Source organism: Psychrobacter sp. ASPA161_9 (assembly GCF_051970275.1).
Classification (GTDB): Bacteria; Pseudomonadota; Gammaproteobacteria; order Pseudomonadales; family Moraxellaceae; genus Psychrobacter.
This window is the reverse complement of record NZ_JBEFNI010000001.1, coordinates 654,528-672,964: the sequence shown is the minus strand read 5'-3', so window position 1 is coordinate 672,964 and position 18,437 is coordinate 654,528. Positions and strand designations below refer to the sequence as shown.

Sequence of the window (18,437 nt, the reverse complement as noted above, 5' to 3'; positions counted from 1 at the left end):
AACGCAGTGAATCTTATTAGTTGAGTGACACGTTAGTATATTTCTCATAAAACAGTGTTATTTGCTATATCGTTTTTTTATTGTATTATCATTTATGATTATATAAATCAATAGACACAAAAAAACCTCAAGCAAATTAATACTTGAGGTTGAAACTTGCTTAAACATATTGACGTTCTTTTAACATTCTACAGATTAAGGTTCTTTTGATCTTATACTATCTAAAATTAATGCTTTTAATAAGCTAATAGCCATCAGAATAATGATAAATGAGAATGGTATTGCTGCAATAATCATAGCAGAGGTAATAGCATTCAATCCTCCAGCAAGTAATAATGCAGCGATGACGGAAGTTAATGCCACTCCCCAAACAATAATATGTTTTGAGCCATTTTCGACTTCCACTTTACCCGCAGCATTAACCATATTAACGACTAATAACGCAGAATCTGCAGAAGTCACTAAGTAAGTTAGCAACAGCACAACGACCATAGTTGATAACATAGTCGCCATTGCTGGCTCTAACATAAAGCCAATTATTTCAAACAGTTGAGCAGTCAATCCTGACTCAAATATTTTGCCACCAGCAATACCACTTAATTCTAGATCAATGCCTGTGCCACCAATTAAGGAGAACCAGACAAATAACGTGAGGCTAGGCGCTATAATACCAATTAACCCAAATTCACGAATGGTACGATTTTTGGAAATACGAGCTAAGAACATACCGACAAATGGAGCAAAGGCAATCCACCACGCCCAATAAAAAATAGACCAACTTGTCTGCCAAGCACCTAGTTCGGTGTTCGGGTCCCAAACGGTAAACACCATCGCAGGTAAGTGCACCACATAAGTAAAAATACCTTTGCCTAACATCTCCAAGGCAAACATCGTTGCCCCAAAAATCAAGAAAAATCCTAAGAGTAAGAATGACAACACCATATTGATATTACTTAGCCATTTTATCCCACGTCCTACACCCGATAAAGCAGAAGTGATCGACAGACACATCACTACAAATAGCGATAACAATAGTGCTCCTGTGGTCGGCTCCGGATTAACAGAGTTAGTCACTAACCAGGCGATACCAGTAATGCTATATAGACCAGATGCGAAAGAGCTCAAGCCTATACCAATAGTTTGAGCAATACCAAATATGGTCGCAATCACTGCAGAGATATCAATTAAATGTCCTAACGGTCCCTCTAAATGCTTACCAAATAAAGGGGTTAGTGCCGAACGCATAGTCAGTGGTAATCCACGAGCGTAGCAGAAGAAAGCCAAACAGATACCAACTAGACAATAGGTTGCCCAAGCACTAATGCCCCAATGGAGAAAGGAGTAGCGAAAGGCGGCGTCTAAAGCAGATTCGGTTTTAGGTATCACGACACCATCAATAGCACTTAATGTACTAGCAGCCACTTGGTCTTGATAAAAAGCGAATACATCAGCGCCTTCAGGCAGTTTGAGGCCGTTAGTACTTAGTGCAGATAAAATGACTTCTTTTGCCATAATGGTATCTGGATTGTTTGCCAAATGCCAAATAGGTTCAGCGGCACTATAGGTTAGTACGCCTATACCGATACCTGCCCCAAAAATCATAGAAAACCATGAAAAGTTTGAAAACTCTGGTTTTCCATTGGGGTCAGAGCCAAGCTTAGTACGACCAAACGAGGGCCATAAAATAACGGTTAAACAGACGAAAATATAGAATGCTACGGAATAGGTGTAGTAACTATTGAGGTTAGTATACGACCAGTTTTTCATGACATCTAGGATAGCACCGGAGCGTTCGATATCGCTTAAAATCCAAATAACGACTAAAGTCACCAAAACTTTTGATGTGATAGTGACAATGCGATTAAAACCCTTATAAAAGCCTTTATCGTGAGTTTTTATATTTAACTCTTTTATGGGAGGTCGGATAGGCATAGTTTTTTCCTTAAAACTTAATGCAGTGAACTACATTGATTAATAGCCTTACAACTAACTATCTCATGATAAAAGGATTAGCCATCGGCTCCGCCGAAATATTAATCCATGTCGTTTTTGTGCGAGTATATTGAAGTACGGATTCGCTACCGGCCTCACGCCCGTAACCTGATTGATTGTAACCACCAAACGGGGCCATAGGGGAGATAGCTCGGTAGGTATTAACCCAGCAAATACCTGAACGAATCTGTTGCGAGACACGGTGCGCGCGGGCCAAATTTTGAGTAAATACACCGGATCCTAAGCCATAGACGCTGTCGTTTGCCATAGCAATGGCTTCTTCTTCAGTGTCAAAAGCAACCAGGGACATCACAGGTCCAAACATCTCAACGGTTTGCGTTTCAATCTCAGTATGAGGGCATTCCACTAGTGTGGGACTGAAATAGTTGCCTCCTGCCAAAGCAGAGTCTGTAGGAGGGTGACCGCCAAAACGAATAGTAGCACCTTGTGAGACTGCTTTTTCTAGAGTATCTTTAATACGATCTACTTGAGCCTTAGTACATAAAGGGCCTACGTGAGTAGTAGAATTAAGAGGGTTGCCGATGACAATATTTTTCGCTTTTGCTTCTACGCGTTTGATGATTTCAGGCAAAATAGAGCGCTGGATGAAGCCACGAGATCCTGCCACACAAGACTGTCCAGAAGCGCCAAAGTTACCCGCAATGAGGCCATTAGCCGCACTTTCTAAGTCGGCATCATCAAAGACAATAATCGGTGATTTTCCGCCCAGCTCTAAGCTTGTAACTGCAAAGCTATTAGCCGAATTTCTAACCACATGACGTGCGGCATCAGGCCCACCAGTAAAGGCGATTTTGTCGATATCGGGATGACTGGTTAATGGAATAGCGCAGTTTTCAGCATCACCGGTGATGATCGATATCACCCCTTTAGGAAAGCCTGCTTGTTCTACTAATTTGGCAAAGGCAAACATAGGACAAGGTGCTATTTCTGAAGCTTTTAAAATGACAGTACAACCTGCTGCTAGTGCAGGTCCTAGCTTCGTTGCTGTCAAAAACATCTGTGCGTTCCAAGGCACGACAGCCGCGACGACACCGATCGGTTCGCGGCGAGTAAAGACATGCATGTCAGGCTTATCAATCGGTAGCGTTGCTCCTTCAATCTTATCGGCAAGTCCTGCAAAGTAACGATAATAATCGCCAACATAACGTGTTTGGGCCACAGTCTCATGTGCCAGTTTTCCGCTATCGGTAGTTTCTATTTCTCCAAGTTTTTCAGCGTTTTGCTCAACCAGCTCAGCGAGACGGTATATTAGCTTACCTCGCTGTGTTGCTGTCATTTTCGCCCACTCAGGATTATTTAAAGCCGCCTTTGCACCCCTGACGGCGCGTTCGACATCACTTGAGTCAGCACAAGCGAAGGTTGCCCATGCTTCGCCCGTTGCAGGGTTTAGACTGTCCATGCGTTGGTCACTATTGCCTTCGCACCATTCACCGTTTATATATAGTTGATAATGGGGTTTGGTCATCGTTATTCTCCAAATTTTTATTGAACTATCTGCTCATCTATAGATAGATGATGAGTCTTAATGAGCCTATGAAAATGCTGGCATGACTTCATCAATGAATCGGCGTAACGAGTCTCGTTTTTGCTCATAAGTCATACTAGAGTCAATCCAAAATGAAAATTCGTCATAGCCCAAAGCTTCGTAATGTTTGAGTTTTTCAATGACCTGATCAGGCGTTCCTATGGGCATGTTCTCTAGCATTTTTTCAGGAGCGTACATCTCCATCTTTGCCATTTCTTCATCACTAAGGGGTTTAATTAACCCTTGAGTGACTGGACGCTCATTTTTGAACCATGAGCCAAAATAGCAATAAAAGCGGCTAATGGATTTTGCAGCTTCAGCAACGTCATAGGCATCACTGCCTACATAGGCATGTTGTAAGAGCATGATTTTCGGGTCTTTATTTTGCCCGTACTCGTTTTTGGCATCTTTAAATCGCTGCATTAGAGTTTCAATTTCTTCAATACCCATCCATAAAGGTGTGACTTGCACGTTGCAGTTATGTTGAATAGCGAAGTTATGGCTGTTGGGGTCGCGAGCAGCAATCCACATAGGTATGCCACCTTCTTGTATAGGTTTTGGAGCTGATGTGGTAGCCGGAAATTGCGAATATTTACCATTGTGGGCATAATCACCTTTCCACAGTTGCTGAACCGCTGGAACAAGCTCGCGCATGCGGCCGCCAGCCTCCATTGCATCCATACCTGGCATTAATCGCTCATACTCAAAGCTGTAAGCCCCGCGAGCTATACCTAAGTCCAATCGTCCTTTGGTGAGAATGTCAGTCATCGCCGCTTCACCAGCTAATTTAATGGGATGCCAAAATGGTGCAATTATTGTCCCGGTACCTAGTCGCACATTTTTGGTATGGTGTGCTAAATCTACTAAGTTTAAGAACGGATTGGGGGCAATGGTGAAATCCATACCATGATGTTCACCAGTCCAAATGGCGTGCATTCCGCCTTGGTCCGCCATTTTTGCCAGCTCAATGAAATCGTTATATAGCTGCCGATAGCTTTGTGATTCATCAATTCGTTCCATGTGTAAAAATAATGAAAATCTCATAACGCAACTCCTTTGCTCGTTTTTTAATTTGACTTTTGCTGTAGTGTTTACGATAAATGTAAAGTTTAATGAACCTTACCAAACTCTTCTTTTCCAACATATACACCATAAAAGCCATTTTTGCTTTCGGTGGCATAGCGATTCATCATGGTAGCCATGGCTGGGGTCGCAAAATTTTGTTCTGCAAGACTATCAATAGCGACATATTCCCCCAGTCCTTTGGTGTCTGACGATTCTGCAAAGGCTCGGTAAAAAATATAGTTGTTATTTTTTTTTGTGTTTTCATAAATTGAGAAGACTGCACCTAGCTGGGCTTCAATACCTTTCTCTGCTAAAAATTGCTTAATAGTACTGACAGCGTTAGTATTTTCGTCAGTAATAGTGTTGGGTAGGTTGACCTTGCCGTCACTTTGGCTCAATAACACTTTTCCATCGTGTTCGATAATCACACCCACACTGACTTGTTTTTGCTGGGTACTAATCTCTGCCGCTTCGCGTTCTAGTCCTAAGCTAAAATAACCGCCAGAAGCATAACCTAAGCCACGTCCTTCACGAGCTGAAAAATCTAGTACTTGGCCAACCAAAAGGTGATGATCGCCTGCTTCAAGATTACGCTCCGTTTTACAAGAAAAATGTGTTAAGGCACCATTGATGATTGGATTACCTTGTTCATCTGTATGCCAATCAATTTGACTAAAACGGTCGTCTTTTGAGCCTGCAAAGATATTTGAGATGTTCTGCTGGTCTTCGCTTAAAATGTTGACGGCAAAGTTTTCGCAGTTGGCAAACACATCAAAACTGGATAGAGATTTTGCTGGGCACACTAATAATAGTGGTGGCTCAAGTGATACCGAAGTAAATGAGTTTGCGGTAAAGCCGACAGGCTTACCATCATCAGTCATAGCGGTTATCACAGTAACGCCAGTCATATAGCTGCCAAAAGCATTGCGTAAGGCTTTAGAGTCAAGTTGCTTCATGAGTACCTCTTGTTTTAAATTAGACGTGCTTTTAAATTAAGCAAGCGTCATATTGTGCGATTCGCATTGAGTAAAGAACGTCGCCAACGCTGCGTTAACGTCATTAGCATGGGTCATTTGGGTCATATGGCGGGCTCCAGATACGATAACCGCGTGACCATTGGGTAATAGTTCTGCCATCGCTAATGACATTTCGGGCTTAGAATTAATGTCCAATTCGCCTGTTAGAAATAACGTAGGCACATTAATAGATTTTAAATCGGCTGCTGCAATACCACGTAAATGGGCAAACATCTGATAAGCTCGTGCATATCCTAAGCGGCTGCCGTTATCCAACCATGTTCGGCATAACTCTGCCTCTGAGCGGTATTGAGGGTCGCCATCAAACCATCGAGCAATCGGTTGGTCAGTAACATTTTGGTCAAGGTTGTTTAGCAGCGATTCAGCTCGAGCTTGTACATCTTGAGCAGCTTCATCTGGACGTTCATAGATAGCATTAAATGCAGCAACACCGCGTACCACTTGGGGATAAGATACTGCAGTTTGTAACGCTGTCATTGCCCCTAGTGAATGTCCAACGATGATTGCTGGCTGACCAACAACGTTATCAATGAATGTTTTTAGCACATCAGCAAAGTCTTGCAACGTCAATGAGGGGTTAGGTAGTAACTCACTCTCCCCATGTCCGGGCATATCAATCGCATAACAGCGATAGTGCTCTGTAAATGCAGATAATTGCTGGTTCCAGCTTTCTGCTCTCAAACCTACACCATGTATAAAAACGATAGGGATGGCTTTTCCATTAACGCTGTCACTAGCATTATGATTACTATTGTAATGATAAGCGATTCCATCAGAGATTTTACGTGACCACTTCATCAATGATTGCTCCTTATACGGCTGCTGGGTTGTCTAAATCGCGACCGAGGTCTTTTAAGTCTTGGTAGCGATCACCAATACGGTGATGCGGACGGCCGCCAGTTGCTCCTCCTAAGACAATCACTACTTCATCATCACGAGGGGCATCTGGGATAGCAAATTGGATGGTCAAATAATGTGAACGTCGACCTACATCGTCCTTATCCATCAGCGGTACCATGATGGGGGAGTTTGCTGTACCGCGTATATTAGTAAATGACAAATAACTACTCGCAGATAAGGCTTCACGATAAAAATTACCAAAACGCAACGTATGAATTAAACCTGAGGCATGTTCTATTTCGCCGTTTAACCCGACTACAGCAGCCTTGCCGTAAGCCTGTATTTTGTCTGCCCCGCCAGCTAAGGCGATTATCTTATCGGTCATCAACTTACCCAAAATAGGACCAAAGGCTTGGATTTCAGGTTTTAAGTCTTCGACATAGCGTCCTGCCCATGGATTGGTAATCACCGCAGCAACAGCAAACAGTCGTAACGGTGTGTCAGTAGCTTTAAACCCTTCAATAAAAGTTTCTTCTTCGAAAGTAACGATTTTTCTGATTTCTGGTTTTAACATTATAGATTCCTTTTTAGGCTATTTAATATATTCTGTAATATGGTATACCATAATATGATATGACAAAGAATGCTATCTTTTTTTTTGATAGTCGTTATAATCTCTTTATCTTTGATAGAGTAGAAACCCTATGTTAGAAAGAGTAGAGAAGCCAAAAACGTTAAAAGAAACGGCATTAGAACAATTACGGATGGCAATTATGATAGGCCAGCTTGCGCCAGGTGAAAGATTAGTAGAACGTACAATTGGTGAACAATTAGGCGTAAGCCGGACTGTAGTACGTGAATGTATCAGGCACTTAGAAAGCGAGCATTTAGTTACCGTTTCCTTGGGCGGGCCTTCAGTAACTGTGTTGGAAAGCGATGAAATTCGCCAGATCTATCAACTACGTGCAATGCTTGAAAGTGAAGCTGTGCGCCACTGTGCCGAACAAGTTACCCCTGAAATAGTACGTACTTTGCAGAGTGGTTTGACTAAAATTAGAGCTGAACTTCATGCTGGAGACGTTGCTTGTGCCCTAGAACACTCACGTTTATTTTATGAGTACCTATTCGTTACTGCAGGTATGACAGTGGCATGGGAATTAACAGATAGGTTAAATGGTCGTATTGGTCGTTTACGGTTTATGACTTTGTCTACACCAGAGCGAGCGAATAAAGGCCCTGATAATTTGCAAGAAATTATTGACGGTATTGCTAATGCTGATAGTAAAGCAGCAGTTAAAGCCTGCCAAAAACATATTGATGAAGCATGTCGTATGGGCTTGCTTCTTAACAAACAGGATTAAGGAGCTGTAATGGATAAGCAACGTTTTGAATTAGGACTCACCCAGCGTAAGGCGACCTTAGGTGAGGATTATGTCGATAAAAATATACAGGCTGCTGATGATTTTAACCGACCATTCCAAGAAGCCATGACTGAATGGTGTTGGGGGTTCGGTTGGGGTGACGCAGCTATCGATGTTAAGACTCGTTCTTTAATGAATCTAACCATGATTGCAGCTTTAGGAAAAATGCATGAATGGGAATTGCATCTAAATGGAGCAATCAACAATGGCTGCTCTGTAGAAGAAATCCGAGCGGCCATTCATGCTATCGCAATTTATTGCGGTGTACCACAAGGGGTAGAGTGTTTTCGTATTGCCCGTAAAGTATTGACAGAACGTGAGATGCTATAGGTTTTAAGAAGGAAAAACGATACTGATATTTGGTTGGTTTTAAACCAACTACGAAAATTTTAGAAAATAAAAACACCAGACACAAAAAAACCTCAAGCAAACAAATACTTGAGGTTGAAACTTTTGTATTAAAACTAAGTTTTAAATATGGCGCAGCGGACGGGACTCGAACCCGCGACCCCCGGCGTGACAGGCCGGTATTCTAACCAACTGAACTACCGCTGCTTAGGTCATTTTTAGCGTCTTGCTCTTATAAATAGAGCCCACTTCGCTAAAAGAGTGGTGGGTGATGACGGATTCGAACCGCCGACATTCTGCGTGTAAGGCAGACGCTCTACCAACTGAGCTAATCACCCTGAGTGAGGATACAACGAAGCACTGCTTCGTCCGAGCGCAAGAGAATTTACATTGTCATAAATTCTAAAAACTACGCATCCAAACTAGGTATTACTGAAATCCTATAAATAGAATTTTCTAAAGCTTTTATTAACTAAAGTAGTCACGCTCTAGTTAATATCGAAATACCTTAACGATAATTTCTACAACTCAAAACTTATTAATTAAAGCCCCTTGCTGTGGGTGTGTATTATATAGATTTACAACTGCCTGTCAAATACTATTTTATAAATATATCAAATAATTAAAAACAGGCTGCAAATATGGGTAAGAGTAGCGGTATCCGATTGTGATAAATAACCAAGATATTTTAAGCATGCTATTGTTTATTAAGGATAAATCTAATCCAGATATGCGAGTAACGTTGATTGTTAGAATTCACTATCAATAATCATTTATTAAGCGTTACCCATTGTTTGGTAGATAAAAGCTACTATACTACCTAACTATTGACATTCGATATCCATATTTTTTTACGTTGATTGGTGGAGGCGGTTATAGAAGCTTTAGCATCTGAGCAGCACCTTACATCGTGGTCTTGGGGTGATTTTGCAGGTTTAGGTCTTATATTACACATCATCTTGATGGTGGTAATGACTCTGCGTGTGGTCTCGGTACAGCGCAATATCGGGGTGGCAATTGCGTGGATAGCGGTTCTATACACGTTACCTGTGGTTGGCTTTATGTCCTATATTCTGGTCGGTGAGCCTATGATTGGCCGTCGTTATCGTAAGCGTGTGGATCAGGCAAGCCTACTGATGAATGATATGGCAGCACGTGAGCGTTTGGTGTTTGATCAAGGACAGGATTTGCTGCCGGTCAATTACCGCGGTGTCAGCCGTATTGGTACTCGCTGGACAGGGTTTGGGGTATTTGCTGGGCATCAAATGCAGTTATTAACTTCTTCCAGATCATTTTTTAATCGTCTTATTGATGATATCGACAATGCCAAGCGTACGATTCTTATAGAGTTCTACATTATTTACCCTAAGGGCCGAGTTATAGATGTGTTGCAGTCCTTGAGGGCTGCTGCTAAGCGCGGGGTAGAATGTCATATATTGATCGATAGTGTCGGAAGTTTTAGCTTTTTTAATAGTTCTGAGCATCGAGCGTTAGAGCGGGCAGGAGTGTTTGTTCACCAGTCGTTACCAGTAGGATTATTTAAGACGCTGTTTAAGCGCTCTGATCTGCGCAATCATCGCAAAATCGTTGTGATTGATGAGTATATCGGTTATACCGGTAGTTTCAATCTGGTTGATCCGAAGTTTTTTAAACAAGACAAAGGTGTCGGACAGTGGATTGATGTAATGATGCGCAGTGTCAGTCAGCAACCGATTAGCATTGCCACAGCTATGGCCAAAGTCGTTATTACTGATATCGGTGCTGAAAATAATGACAATCTATATGCGCTGGACAAACGGGTGAACAGTTACACGCGTAAGCTATATGTATTGAATCCTACTATCAATGATATTAACAGCCGGATTCAAGTGCTCGTTGACGATTTAGATAATTATATACCTACTGTAGCAGGAGCGACCTCGATTGCGATACCGCAAATGCCAGTTGTTGATAATGTAATCGCCCAGCTGATACCCTCAGCGCCACAAGTGACCGCCCACGTTATTTATAATACCTTGGTAACTATTATTCACCGTGCTAACAAACGTATCCAAATTACCACGCCTTACTTTGTGCCAGATGAAGCTTTGTCAGGGGCGCTCGAAATAGCGGCGAAGCGCGGCGTCGATGTGACGTTAATTATTCCAGAAAAGGTCGATTCATTTCTAGTACAACATGCTTCACAAGCGTATTATCAAGAACTGCTTGAAGCTGGCGTAAAGATTGCATTATTCCAAGGTGGACTATTACATACCAAAACGGTAGTCATTGATGACGATTACTGTCTTTTTGGTACAGTGAATATTGATATGCGTAGTTTTTATTTGAATATGGAAGTCAGTTTGGCAATTTATACGCCTGAAATGGTTGCTCAAATCGCTGACTGTCAAGATACTTATCTACAAAACTGTCGCTTTTTGAGTTTAGAAGAGTGGCGGCAGCGTCGTGATTCTGAACGCTTATTTGATAATGTAGTACGTCTGTTTAGCCCCTTGTTATAGTATTTATAATTATCTTATACCTTATCTAATAATGTCATTGGTGGTTTTTATTAAAAGGATATGCTCATCTCATGCTTGCCAAGTCTAATTCTGCTTCAGCTAATGTAAATAAAACGTCGCTTGATTATATGGCGGAAGGCTATTGGCAAGACTTTATTGCGGGTCGTCCTGTCGCAGGTGGCATCGCTTATGAAGTACAGCTGCATCAATGTCAATTAGATGAGTCACTAGTCAGCTTACAGCGAGTAGATACGCTAATCTCACAGATACGCCGTGATATTGCAAAGTCCAAGGGTAGCTCTGGAGCTTTAGATGAGATTACGCTATTAACAGACGATAGTTATCGTAATTTGCTGCTGTTTTTAGCTTTTTATACAGGGCGAGTGCTAGCGCGCCAGTGGCAAAACATTCCACATTGGTATGGTCAGTTTGAGCTACGTAAACATTATCCTGAGCTGCCAGTGGTTGCAGATGATTTTTATCAACATATGGCTGTGGTATATAGTGATAACTCTAATGATAGTGCAGATGTATTTTTTGCGTTAGAGCCAATAGGCATGCGTCTATTTGGACATATTGATCGGCAGTTTCAGGCGGTACAAGGTGAGAAAATTGCCAGCGGACTTTATCAAGCAGTAAGCACGCGACTACCAAAAAATAATGGTATTGATGAGAGTGTTGCAGCTGAACCAAATTTAGAGCATCATTCTGAATCAGTAGGTATTAGACCCATATTGATTACTGATGAAACTTTTCAAAACCAACGGCTACCAGTCCAAGCTACCGAACACAGAGAAATTCCTGTTACCAAGCTAGCGGTAGCACAGCAAGCTGAGCCTTCAATAGTCAATGCAACAGCGAGCGTCAAACCTAAAATATCTGAAACGCCTATTAATCTCAGCGCGACTACCACCCAACTACAAACTGTTAAACACTCAAAGGCTTCTGTAATGCCAGAGATTTTTACGCAATTGCTTATAGAGGTAGAGGAGATTGAAGTACCACAAGATGTTGGGAAAGATGACTATCTGCAAGCGTGTAAAATACTGGATCAGTTCGAGCGGCATATTGCACGGCAAAATAAGCCACGCGACCAAATGCAGTTTTCAGAGCTGCATCAAACATCCCGTCAGCAGGCGTTAACTTTGCTACAAAACGCTAGTGCGCTCGGTAATACCGATGCAATGTTACGACTGGCCATGTATGAATTATTAGGCGAAGGGCGGATAACGGATATAGAAGCTAGCAAAGTAGCAGGTGTGGACTGGGTCAAGCAAGCTGCAAACGATAAAGATGTTCGTGCCCAACGCCTGCTTAGTAAAATGTACTATCAAGGCGTAGGAGTGCCACAAGATATTAATAGCGGTAAGTATTGGTTAGAGGAGGCCGCTAAAAATGGTCATGCAGAAGCAGCAGAGCTGGTGACCCAGTGGCAGGACGCGCAAGCATTAATAACGACTCAAAAACAAGAGCAGCATAGTATTAAACGTTATCAGCTCTTGATTGGAATAGTATTAGTTGGCGCGATATTATTAGTTGTATTTGTATGATAACGAAACATTAACTCGTAGACTTCACAAATATACTTTTAACTTTATATAGTTAGTTTAAAACAAAGCAGGGATAAGTATAACGGCACTTTCTTCTTTTTGAGTATGAACATACTATATACTTTGTTTTGATGTTAGTAATAATCGCAAGGTTTTGCTATCTAGTAAGTCAACTATATAAATTTTTAAGCATTCGAGTCACTAAGTTGTATGGCTTTCCTATAATTTGCGGTAGAATTGCCCAATTGTTGACTGCTTATTATGTGGTTTTGTCTATTATCAAACTGGGCTTCTTCATGCCATCATCTTCTGTGCCACCATCTACTGAGTCTGAGTCATCATCGGCTGTCCGTACAGACTCTAATAATTATGCTATGAATCACTCTTTGCTACCTAAACGTGCAGCTCGCACGCCGCCTTGGTATTATCGGCTTATTATTTCGTTGTTAAAGCCGTTATATCGCATACAGGTCTGGCGTCGTTCGCGCAGTCGGGATAATTATCAGCAAGAAGTTGCACAGCGTTTTGGCAAGCAGTACCCGCCGCGTCCTGTATCTATCAATAATATTGGTCATAAAATAATCTGGTGTCATGCCGTCTCGTTAGGGGAGACCAATACGGTCGCGCCCTTGCTCGATGCGTTACTGGCGCAGGGTTATGGTATCTGGTTAACCAATACCACGCAGACTGGTCATGCGCGTGGTGCTAGCCGCTTTGCTGAAGAGATTGCTCAAGGTCGTATGAGCCACAGTTATGTACCAGTAGACACGCCCGCAGTAATTGAGAGATTTTTAGCGCATGTACAGCCAGTTGCGGCGTTATTTGTAGAGACTGAGCTGTGGGCGAACATTCTAGCGACTTTAACACAGAAGAATATCCCTAGCATCCTTGTTAATGGACGGCTATCAGCAGCATCTTTTACCCGCTATCAAAAGATAAGTGCAGTAAGCGCTAGCATGATGCAAAATCTTAGTTTAATCATCGCGCAAGATAGCGAATCTGCTAAACGATTTCGGCAGTTGGGTGCAGATAGTGCTCAGATACGCGTTGCTGGCTCACTGAAATGGGTCATCAATACGCCTAGAACCACCAGTTCCAAAAACGCTACTGATTCCAAACTAGCGACTGACAAAGTCGAAGAAGAGCGCGCTATTACTGAACTGTCGAACCTGTCTGATTCTCGGACTGATTCATTATCTGATTCGCAGTTTAATTCACAGTTTGTAGACCGTCCAGTTTGGATAGCGGCGAGTACTCATAGCGGTGAAGAGACTACGGCCTTAATGTTGCAACAGCAATTTTTAGATACACCTCAACTGACTGAAACACTACTCATCATTGTGCCCAGACATCCTGAACGCTTTGATGAAGTGGCTGAATTGATTAGCAAGTCAGGTTTGCAGATGGCACGGCGTAGTAAGGACGAAGCTGTCACTACACAAACGCAAGTTTATCTAGCCGATAGTATGGGTGAGCTGATGCATTGGTATGCACAAGCAGATGTAGCGCTCGTCGGTGGCTCTCTAGTTGATATCGGTGGTCATAATCCAGTTGAGCCTATGAGTGTAGGTAAGCCGGTACTCATGGGACAATATACCCAGTCTTGCCAAAGCGTCGTAGATAAGCTGGCAAGTGTTGGTGCTTTATATCAGCCTAATAATCCCTTTTATAAAGCGCTTGGCAGTAATGAGCATTCAATAAACGAATCCAAAAATGATATTGAATTGATATATCAGCAGTTAAAGTTTTGGCTGAGTCATCCAGAATCTGCTAAGCAAGCAGGGCAGGCAGGCGCGCAACTAACCGTCCAACAGCAAGCAGTCTTGACTCGCCAACTGGCAATGATAGAAGAAACGATTGAGTAGTTTACTAGAGTTCGTCCTCATTTTTATCACCATTATCAAAATGAGGACACACCATAATGCTTGACGTTAATTCTGATAACGGTTATTACTTTATTGTGCTTAGCTTATTATTAACTTCAGTTTATTAACTCCAATTACTCCATTCTAACTGGCGTTCACTCTTATTTTTATTAAGCGATATGCTGTATGAATTGTATTTTGTTACCCACATCTAATATTGCGCAGCCTTATGCGCAAATTACTGCTTCCGCACAAATCATCCATGTCAATAAAGTATTGAACTTACAAGTTGGTGATACGCTTAAAATCGGCGAGCTTGGCGGTAATCTTGGCACAGCCATCATTGATAGCATTGCGTCTGACAATATACGACTACGTGATGTACAGCTTGATACTGCGCCACCAGCTAAGTTAGATGTTACTGTGATTTTGGCATTACCGCGTCCCAAAGTACTACGCCGCTTGATTATGGACATGACGGCACTGGGTGTTCGCGATATCGTCCTAATCAATAGTTACCGTACCCAAAAAAGCTACTGGCAAAGTCCGTTGCTTACGCGACTTGATGAGTTTGTATTGGAAGGTCTGCAACAAGGGGTCGATACGCTAGCGCCGCGCATTACTTTACAAAAACGCTTTAAGCCGTTTGTGGAAGATCAGCTGGCTAGCTTAATTACCCATAATGCCATAGTCGCACACCCTTATGGTGAGCAGTCATTCTCACAGTATTTACAGCAGCTATCTTATGAGTCGCTATCGTCTTCTACCAAGACTACTTTGCCAAGTGTGGTTTGCATCGGCGCTGAAGGTGGCTGGATTGATTATGAGATTGAACTGTTTCATGAACAGGGCTGTAAGGCGGTACATATAGGCTCAAGAATCTTACGCACGGAGGCGGCTGTCAATGTGATTTTAGGACAATGGCTAATACAGAATAATCAAGATTAAGCTGTCTATACATGCGGTATAACTTGTCTCTTGTTGAGATTATTATTAGGAAAAATAAATGTATTGATAATTAATCTCATTTCGATTAGTATGTTGCTTCTAGTTTTTTCATTAATTAATTAGCATTTTGTTGGCTTAAATGCCTAATTAATCGCTCATCATATAACGCTATCTCACCTATCTGTCGTACTACTATGGAGAAGACCATGTCATTGAACGCGGTTGCTGAACGCCTATCGTTGACTCGCCCTGTTAAGGCCACTTTATCTGTTGCTGTCTTTAGCATGATGATGGGTCTAGTGGGCTGTAATAATGCATCTACCCCGGCTGAAAATGCGGACGTAGAATCGCAAACGCCAGCAACTGAAGAGTCAAGTAATGATGATACAGCAGCGACTTCAGAAAATGATCAAGTGGTCACGATTTATTCGTCACGTAATGAGCAACTTATCAAGCCGTTACTAGATAAATATACCGAAAAAACTGGCGTGAAAATCGAGTTAGTTACTGATAAGACGGGTCCATTAATGGCGCGCTTACAAGCTGAAGGTCAGAACACACCTGCAGACATGTTATTGACTGTTGATGCTGGTAACTTATGGCAAGCAGCGCAGCAAGGGCTACTGCAACCAGTCGCTTCTACCGTACTTGAAAGTAATGTACCTGCCAAATATCGTGATCCAAAAGGTCAATGGACAGGTCTGTCATTACGTGCGCGTACGATGTTCTATGATCCAAGCAAAGTAGATGCCGATCAGCTATCTACTTATGCAGATCTTGCAGATCCAAAGTGGAAAGGCAAGCTTTGCTTACGTACCTCGAACGCAGTATATAATCAGTCTCTCGTTGCTAGTATGATAGAAAACTTAGGCGCTGAAAAAACTGAAGAGATTGTTCGCGGCTGGGTAGCTAATTTAGCCACTGACGTGTTTAGTAATGATACCAGTATGTTAGAGGCTATTGCGGCAGGACAGTGTGAAGTCGGAATTGCCAATAGTTATTATTATGGTCGACTGCTCGATGAAAAACCTAACTTCCCTGTGAAGATATTTTGGGCGAACCAAGATACGACGGGTACACATGTGAATATTTCTGGTGCTGGTGTGATAACGAATTCAGACAATCCAGATGGTGCGCTCAAATTGATGGAGTGGCTATCTTCTGATGAAGCCCAAGGTATTTATGCCAGCTCTGATAAAGAATATCCTGTAAAAGAAGGGATTGATGAGTCAGATATGCTTAGATCTTGGGGTACATTTAAGCAAGACGGTATCAACGTCCAAAAATTTGGCGAACTGCAAACGCAAGCAATCCAAATGATGGATAAAGTGGGTTATAAATAATCTGTTATAAAGTAGTTTAATCTCTATGCGTCTGACAGGGTAATATTTATATTATGACAATGACAAAAGCGTCTGCTAATGAAGACAATACTGTCAAAGATAGCCCTGTCAGTGACAATAGCGTTGCCCGCCAAGAGCGTATAGTTGCCAAGCGTATTTTTTCGAAATCAGTCTTAGGGCTGATTTCGTTGTTTATGCTGATACCGATTTTAGTTGTCCTCTTTGCATGGACGCAGCCAGTAGCAGATATTTGGACGCACATGCGCGAGTATGTGTTGCCGCAAGTTCTCAAAAACACTGCTATCTTATTGCTGATGGTGACAGTCATTGCCGGTAGTATTGGTACGGCATTGGCGTGGATAACCAGTATGTACCGCTTCCCAGGACAGCGGTTTTTTTCGTGGGCGCTGATGTTGCCACTGGCGATGCCTGCCTATGTATTGGCGTTTGTTACAGTAGGAATTGTTGATTTTAGTGGGCCATTACAGACTGGACTACGTGATTTGGGTATCAGCACGGCAATACCTTCAGTACGTAATGTCTGGGGTGCAGGACTGATATTGTCATTAGCGTTTTATCCTTATGTTTATCTGCTGGCACGGCAAGCCTTTTTATCTCAGGGTCGCCGTGCTATTGAAGCAGGTCAAATGCTTGGACTTAGCCGTGGTCGAGTGCTATTTCGTTTAGCACTACCGCAAGCTCTGCCTTGGATTATCGGTGGTTTGTTGCTAGCAACCATGGAGACTCTGGCAGATTTTGGTGCTGTCTCGGTATTTAACGTCGATACTTTTACCACTGCTATTTATAAGGCGTGGTTTGGATTTTTTAGTCTAACGACTGCTGCGCAATTGGCCGCCTTACTTATTGGCGTCGTATTTATTGTGGTATTGTTTGAGCAGTACTGGCAAGCAAGGCGCGGCAACGCGGTCATCCAAGGAAGCAATCGTCGCCTTGAAGCCAGTACGCCTGCCAAACTTGCGATGACGCTACTGTGTACGGTAGTCTTTTTGGTTGCCTTTCTCGTACCATTTTTACAATTGTTCTATTGGACGGCGATGAATTTTCGCCAAGATTTCGATGCGCGTTATATTGATTTTGTGACCAATAGCTTAATGATTGCCAGTATGACTACACTGCTTATTGCCTTTCTTGCCATCATTATTGCGTGGATTAAGCGTCAATATTCTGATAAAACAACGAAGCTCATGATTACGTTGGCCAATTTGGGCTATGTAGTACCTGGCACAGTGTTGGCTGTGGGTGTTTTTATTCCTATCGCATGGCTTGATAATCAATTAATCGCCTTTGGAATTACCTCAAAGCAGGTGCTATCAGGTAGTGTCATTGTTATGTTGCTTGCGCTCTCAACCCGCTTTATGACCGTGAGCTTCCAGCCTATCGATCGTCAGCTGCAACGATTAACTGTTAACCAAGAAGCCGCTGCCAAACTACTTAGTGATAGCCCGTTGCAGCGTTGGCATCAGGTTGTATTACCTGTACTTAAGCCCGGTATGCTGACTGCTTTATTGATGGGTTTTGTTGAAGTAATGAAAGAGATGCCAATTACGCTCATGACGCGGCGGCAAGGTTGGGATACGCTGGCCGTACGAGTGTTTGAGATGACTAGTGAAGGGATGTGGGCAAGGGCTGCGCTGCCAAGCCTACTTATCGTACTGGTTGGATTGTTTCCAGTCTGGATATTACTGCGTCAAAGTGATAAAAACAGTTAGGGTAGTCGATACACTTTAAAACTGCTACATCATTGTCAAAACTGCTACATCGTCATTCTGATTTAAAGTACTATATATATAGCGACACTCAATTATCATTATTTATAATTCATCTTTGTTTTTATCGCATTAATCATTCTATCGCTCATTGGTAACACCTATGCATACTGACCTTATTAAAGACTCAGCAGACCAAATGGCTCAATCTAAGCTCAAATCTACTGATACGAAAGTTGCGCTTGGAGATATCA

General features: G+C 42.3%; 14 protein-coding genes and 2 tRNA genes. 8 read left to right on the top strand and 8 right to left on the bottom strand.

Annotated features, from left to right (window positions below):
• Positions 1-195 precede the first annotated feature (195 nt).
• From ACTQ9S_RS02535 to ACTQ9S_RS02510, 6 genes are all read right to left on the bottom strand, one after another.
• The gene (locus ACTQ9S_RS02535; RefSeq protein ID WP_440453618.1) at positions 196-1,932 is read right to left on the bottom strand and encodes a BCCT family transporter; all 1,737 of its coding nucleotides are present in this window, start codon (positions 1,930-1,932) and stop codon (positions 196-198) included.
• 58 nt (positions 1,933-1,990) lie between these two features.
• A complete protein-coding gene (locus ACTQ9S_RS02530) occupies positions 1,991-3,478 on the bottom strand; it encodes an aldehyde dehydrogenase (RefSeq protein WP_440453616.1) in 1,488 nt (495 codons plus the stop codon).
• Positions 3,479-3,544: 66 nt separating this feature from the next.
• A complete protein-coding gene (locus ACTQ9S_RS02525) occupies positions 3,545-4,582 on the bottom strand; it encodes an LLM class flavin-dependent oxidoreductase (RefSeq protein WP_440453614.1) in 1,038 nt (345 codons plus the stop codon).
• Between the two features lie 65 nt (positions 4,583-4,647).
• The gene (locus ACTQ9S_RS02520) at positions 4,648-5,559 is read right to left on the bottom strand and encodes a flavin reductase (RefSeq protein WP_440453612.1); all 912 of its coding nucleotides are present in this window, start codon (positions 5,557-5,559) and stop codon (positions 4,648-4,650) included.
• Between the two features lie 36 nt (positions 5,560-5,595).
• Entirely contained in the window at positions 5,596-6,438 is an 843-nt protein-coding gene (locus ACTQ9S_RS02515) for an alpha/beta fold hydrolase (protein WP_440453610.1), read from the bottom strand.
• A 13-nt stretch (positions 6,439-6,451) separates the two neighbouring features.
• Positions 6,452-7,054, bottom strand: a complete 603-nt coding sequence (locus ACTQ9S_RS02510; RefSeq protein WP_350657069.1) for an amino acid synthesis family protein — start codon at positions 7,052-7,054, stop codon at positions 6,452-6,454.
• Positions 7,055-7,184: 130 nt separating this feature from the next.
• On the opposite strand from ACTQ9S_RS02510, the gene ACTQ9S_RS02505 reads away from it, so the two are divergent.
• Together ACTQ9S_RS02505 and ACTQ9S_RS02500 are read left to right on the top strand one after the other, a co-directional pair.
• The gene (locus tag ACTQ9S_RS02505) at positions 7,185-7,841 is read left to right on the top strand and encodes a GntR family transcriptional regulator (protein WP_440453608.1); all 657 of its coding nucleotides are present in this window, start codon (positions 7,185-7,187) and stop codon (positions 7,839-7,841) included.
• A gap of 9 nt (positions 7,842-7,850) precedes the next feature.
• A complete protein-coding gene (locus ACTQ9S_RS02500) occupies positions 7,851-8,231 on the top strand; it encodes a carboxymuconolactone decarboxylase family protein (RefSeq protein ID WP_440453606.1) in 381 nt (126 codons plus the stop codon).
• A 148-nt stretch (positions 8,232-8,379) separates the two neighbouring features.
• Here ACTQ9S_RS02500 and ACTQ9S_RS02495 read toward each other — a convergent pair.
• A tRNA-Asp gene (locus ACTQ9S_RS02495) sits at positions 8,380-8,456 on the bottom strand.
• 55 nt (positions 8,457-8,511) lie between these two features.
• A tRNA-Val gene (locus tag ACTQ9S_RS02490) sits at positions 8,512-8,587 on the bottom strand.
• Between the two features lie 525 nt (positions 8,588-9,112).
• Between ACTQ9S_RS02490 and ACTQ9S_RS02485 the strand changes: the two genes are divergently transcribed.
• The 6 genes from ACTQ9S_RS02485 (at position 9,113) to ACTQ9S_RS02460 (ending at position 18,186) form a co-directional block, all read left to right on the top strand.
• The gene (locus ACTQ9S_RS02485; RefSeq protein ID WP_440453604.1) at positions 9,113-10,750 is read left to right on the top strand and encodes a cardiolipin synthase; all 1,638 of its coding nucleotides are present in this window, start codon (positions 9,113-9,115) and stop codon (positions 10,748-10,750) included.
• A gap of 71 nt (positions 10,751-10,821) precedes the next feature.
• Entirely contained in the window at positions 10,822-12,300 is a 1,479-nt protein-coding gene (locus tag ACTQ9S_RS02480) for a tetratricopeptide repeat protein (RefSeq protein WP_440453603.1), read from the top strand.
• A 296-nt stretch (positions 12,301-12,596) separates the two neighbouring features.
• Positions 12,597-14,165, top strand: coding sequence for a 3-deoxy-D-manno-octulosonic acid transferase (locus ACTQ9S_RS02475; RefSeq protein WP_440453601.1), 1,569 nt, complete (start codon positions 12,597-12,599; stop codon positions 14,163-14,165).
• Between the two features lie 186 nt (positions 14,166-14,351).
• Positions 14,352-15,113 (top strand): 16S rRNA (uracil(1498)-N(3))-methyltransferase, encoded by a 762-nt coding sequence (locus ACTQ9S_RS02470; protein ID WP_440453599.1) that lies wholly within the window; start codon positions 14,352-14,354, stop codon positions 15,111-15,113.
• A gap of 206 nt (positions 15,114-15,319) precedes the next feature.
• Positions 15,320-16,456 carry an extracellular solute-binding protein gene (locus ACTQ9S_RS02465; RefSeq protein WP_440453597.1) on the top strand — a complete coding sequence of 379 codons (1,137 nt, stop codon included), beginning with the start codon at positions 15,320-15,322 and terminating at the stop codon, positions 16,454-16,456.
• Positions 16,457-16,509: 53 nt separating this feature from the next.
• Positions 16,510-18,186, top strand: coding sequence for an ABC transporter permease (locus ACTQ9S_RS02460; RefSeq protein ID WP_440453595.1), 1,677 nt, complete (start codon positions 16,510-16,512; stop codon positions 18,184-18,186).
• Positions 18,187-18,437 lie beyond the last annotated feature (251 nt).

What these genes read in the sequence shown, in the direction of transcription:
- ACTQ9S_RS02535 (WP_440453618.1), bottom strand. Translation starts at nt 1,932, where the DNA reads ATGCCTATCCGACCTCCCATAAAAGAGTTAAATATAAAAACTCACGAT.
- ACTQ9S_RS02530 (WP_440453616.1), bottom strand. Translation starts at nt 3,478, where the DNA reads ATGACCAAACCCCATTATCAACTATATATAAACGGTGAATGGTGCGAA.
- ACTQ9S_RS02525 (WP_440453614.1), bottom strand. Translation starts at nt 4,582, where the DNA reads ATGAGATTTTCATTATTTTTACACATGGAACGAATTGATGAATCACAA.
- ACTQ9S_RS02520 (WP_440453612.1), bottom strand. Translation starts at nt 5,559, where the DNA reads ATGAAGCAACTTGACTCTAAAGCCTTACGCAATGCTTTTGGCAGCTAT.
- ACTQ9S_RS02515 (WP_440453610.1), bottom strand. Translation starts at nt 6,438, where the DNA reads ATGAAGTGGTCACGTAAAATCTCTGATGGAATCGCTTATCATTACAAT.
- ACTQ9S_RS02510 (WP_350657069.1), bottom strand. Translation starts at nt 7,054, where the DNA reads ATGTTAAAACCAGAAATCAGAAAAATCGTTACTTTCGAAGAAGAAACT.
- ACTQ9S_RS02505 (WP_440453608.1), top strand. Translation starts at nt 7,185, where the DNA reads ATGTTAGAAAGAGTAGAGAAGCCAAAAACGTTAAAAGAAACGGCATTA.
- ACTQ9S_RS02500 (WP_440453606.1), top strand. Translation starts at nt 7,851, where the DNA reads ATGGATAAGCAACGTTTTGAATTAGGACTCACCCAGCGTAAGGCGACC.
- ACTQ9S_RS02480 (WP_440453603.1), top strand. Translation starts at nt 10,822, where the DNA reads ATGCTTGCCAAGTCTAATTCTGCTTCAGCTAATGTAAATAAAACGTCG.
- ACTQ9S_RS02475 (WP_440453601.1), top strand. Translation starts at nt 12,597, where the DNA reads ATGCCATCATCTTCTGTGCCACCATCTACTGAGTCTGAGTCATCATCG.
- ACTQ9S_RS02470 (WP_440453599.1), top strand. Translation starts at nt 14,352, where the DNA reads ATGAATTGTATTTTGTTACCCACATCTAATATTGCGCAGCCTTATGCG.
- ACTQ9S_RS02465 (WP_440453597.1), top strand. Translation starts at nt 15,320, where the DNA reads ATGTCATTGAACGCGGTTGCTGAACGCCTATCGTTGACTCGCCCTGTT.
- ACTQ9S_RS02460 (WP_440453595.1), top strand. Translation starts at nt 16,510, where the DNA reads ATGACAATGACAAAAGCGTCTGCTAATGAAGACAATACTGTCAAAGAT.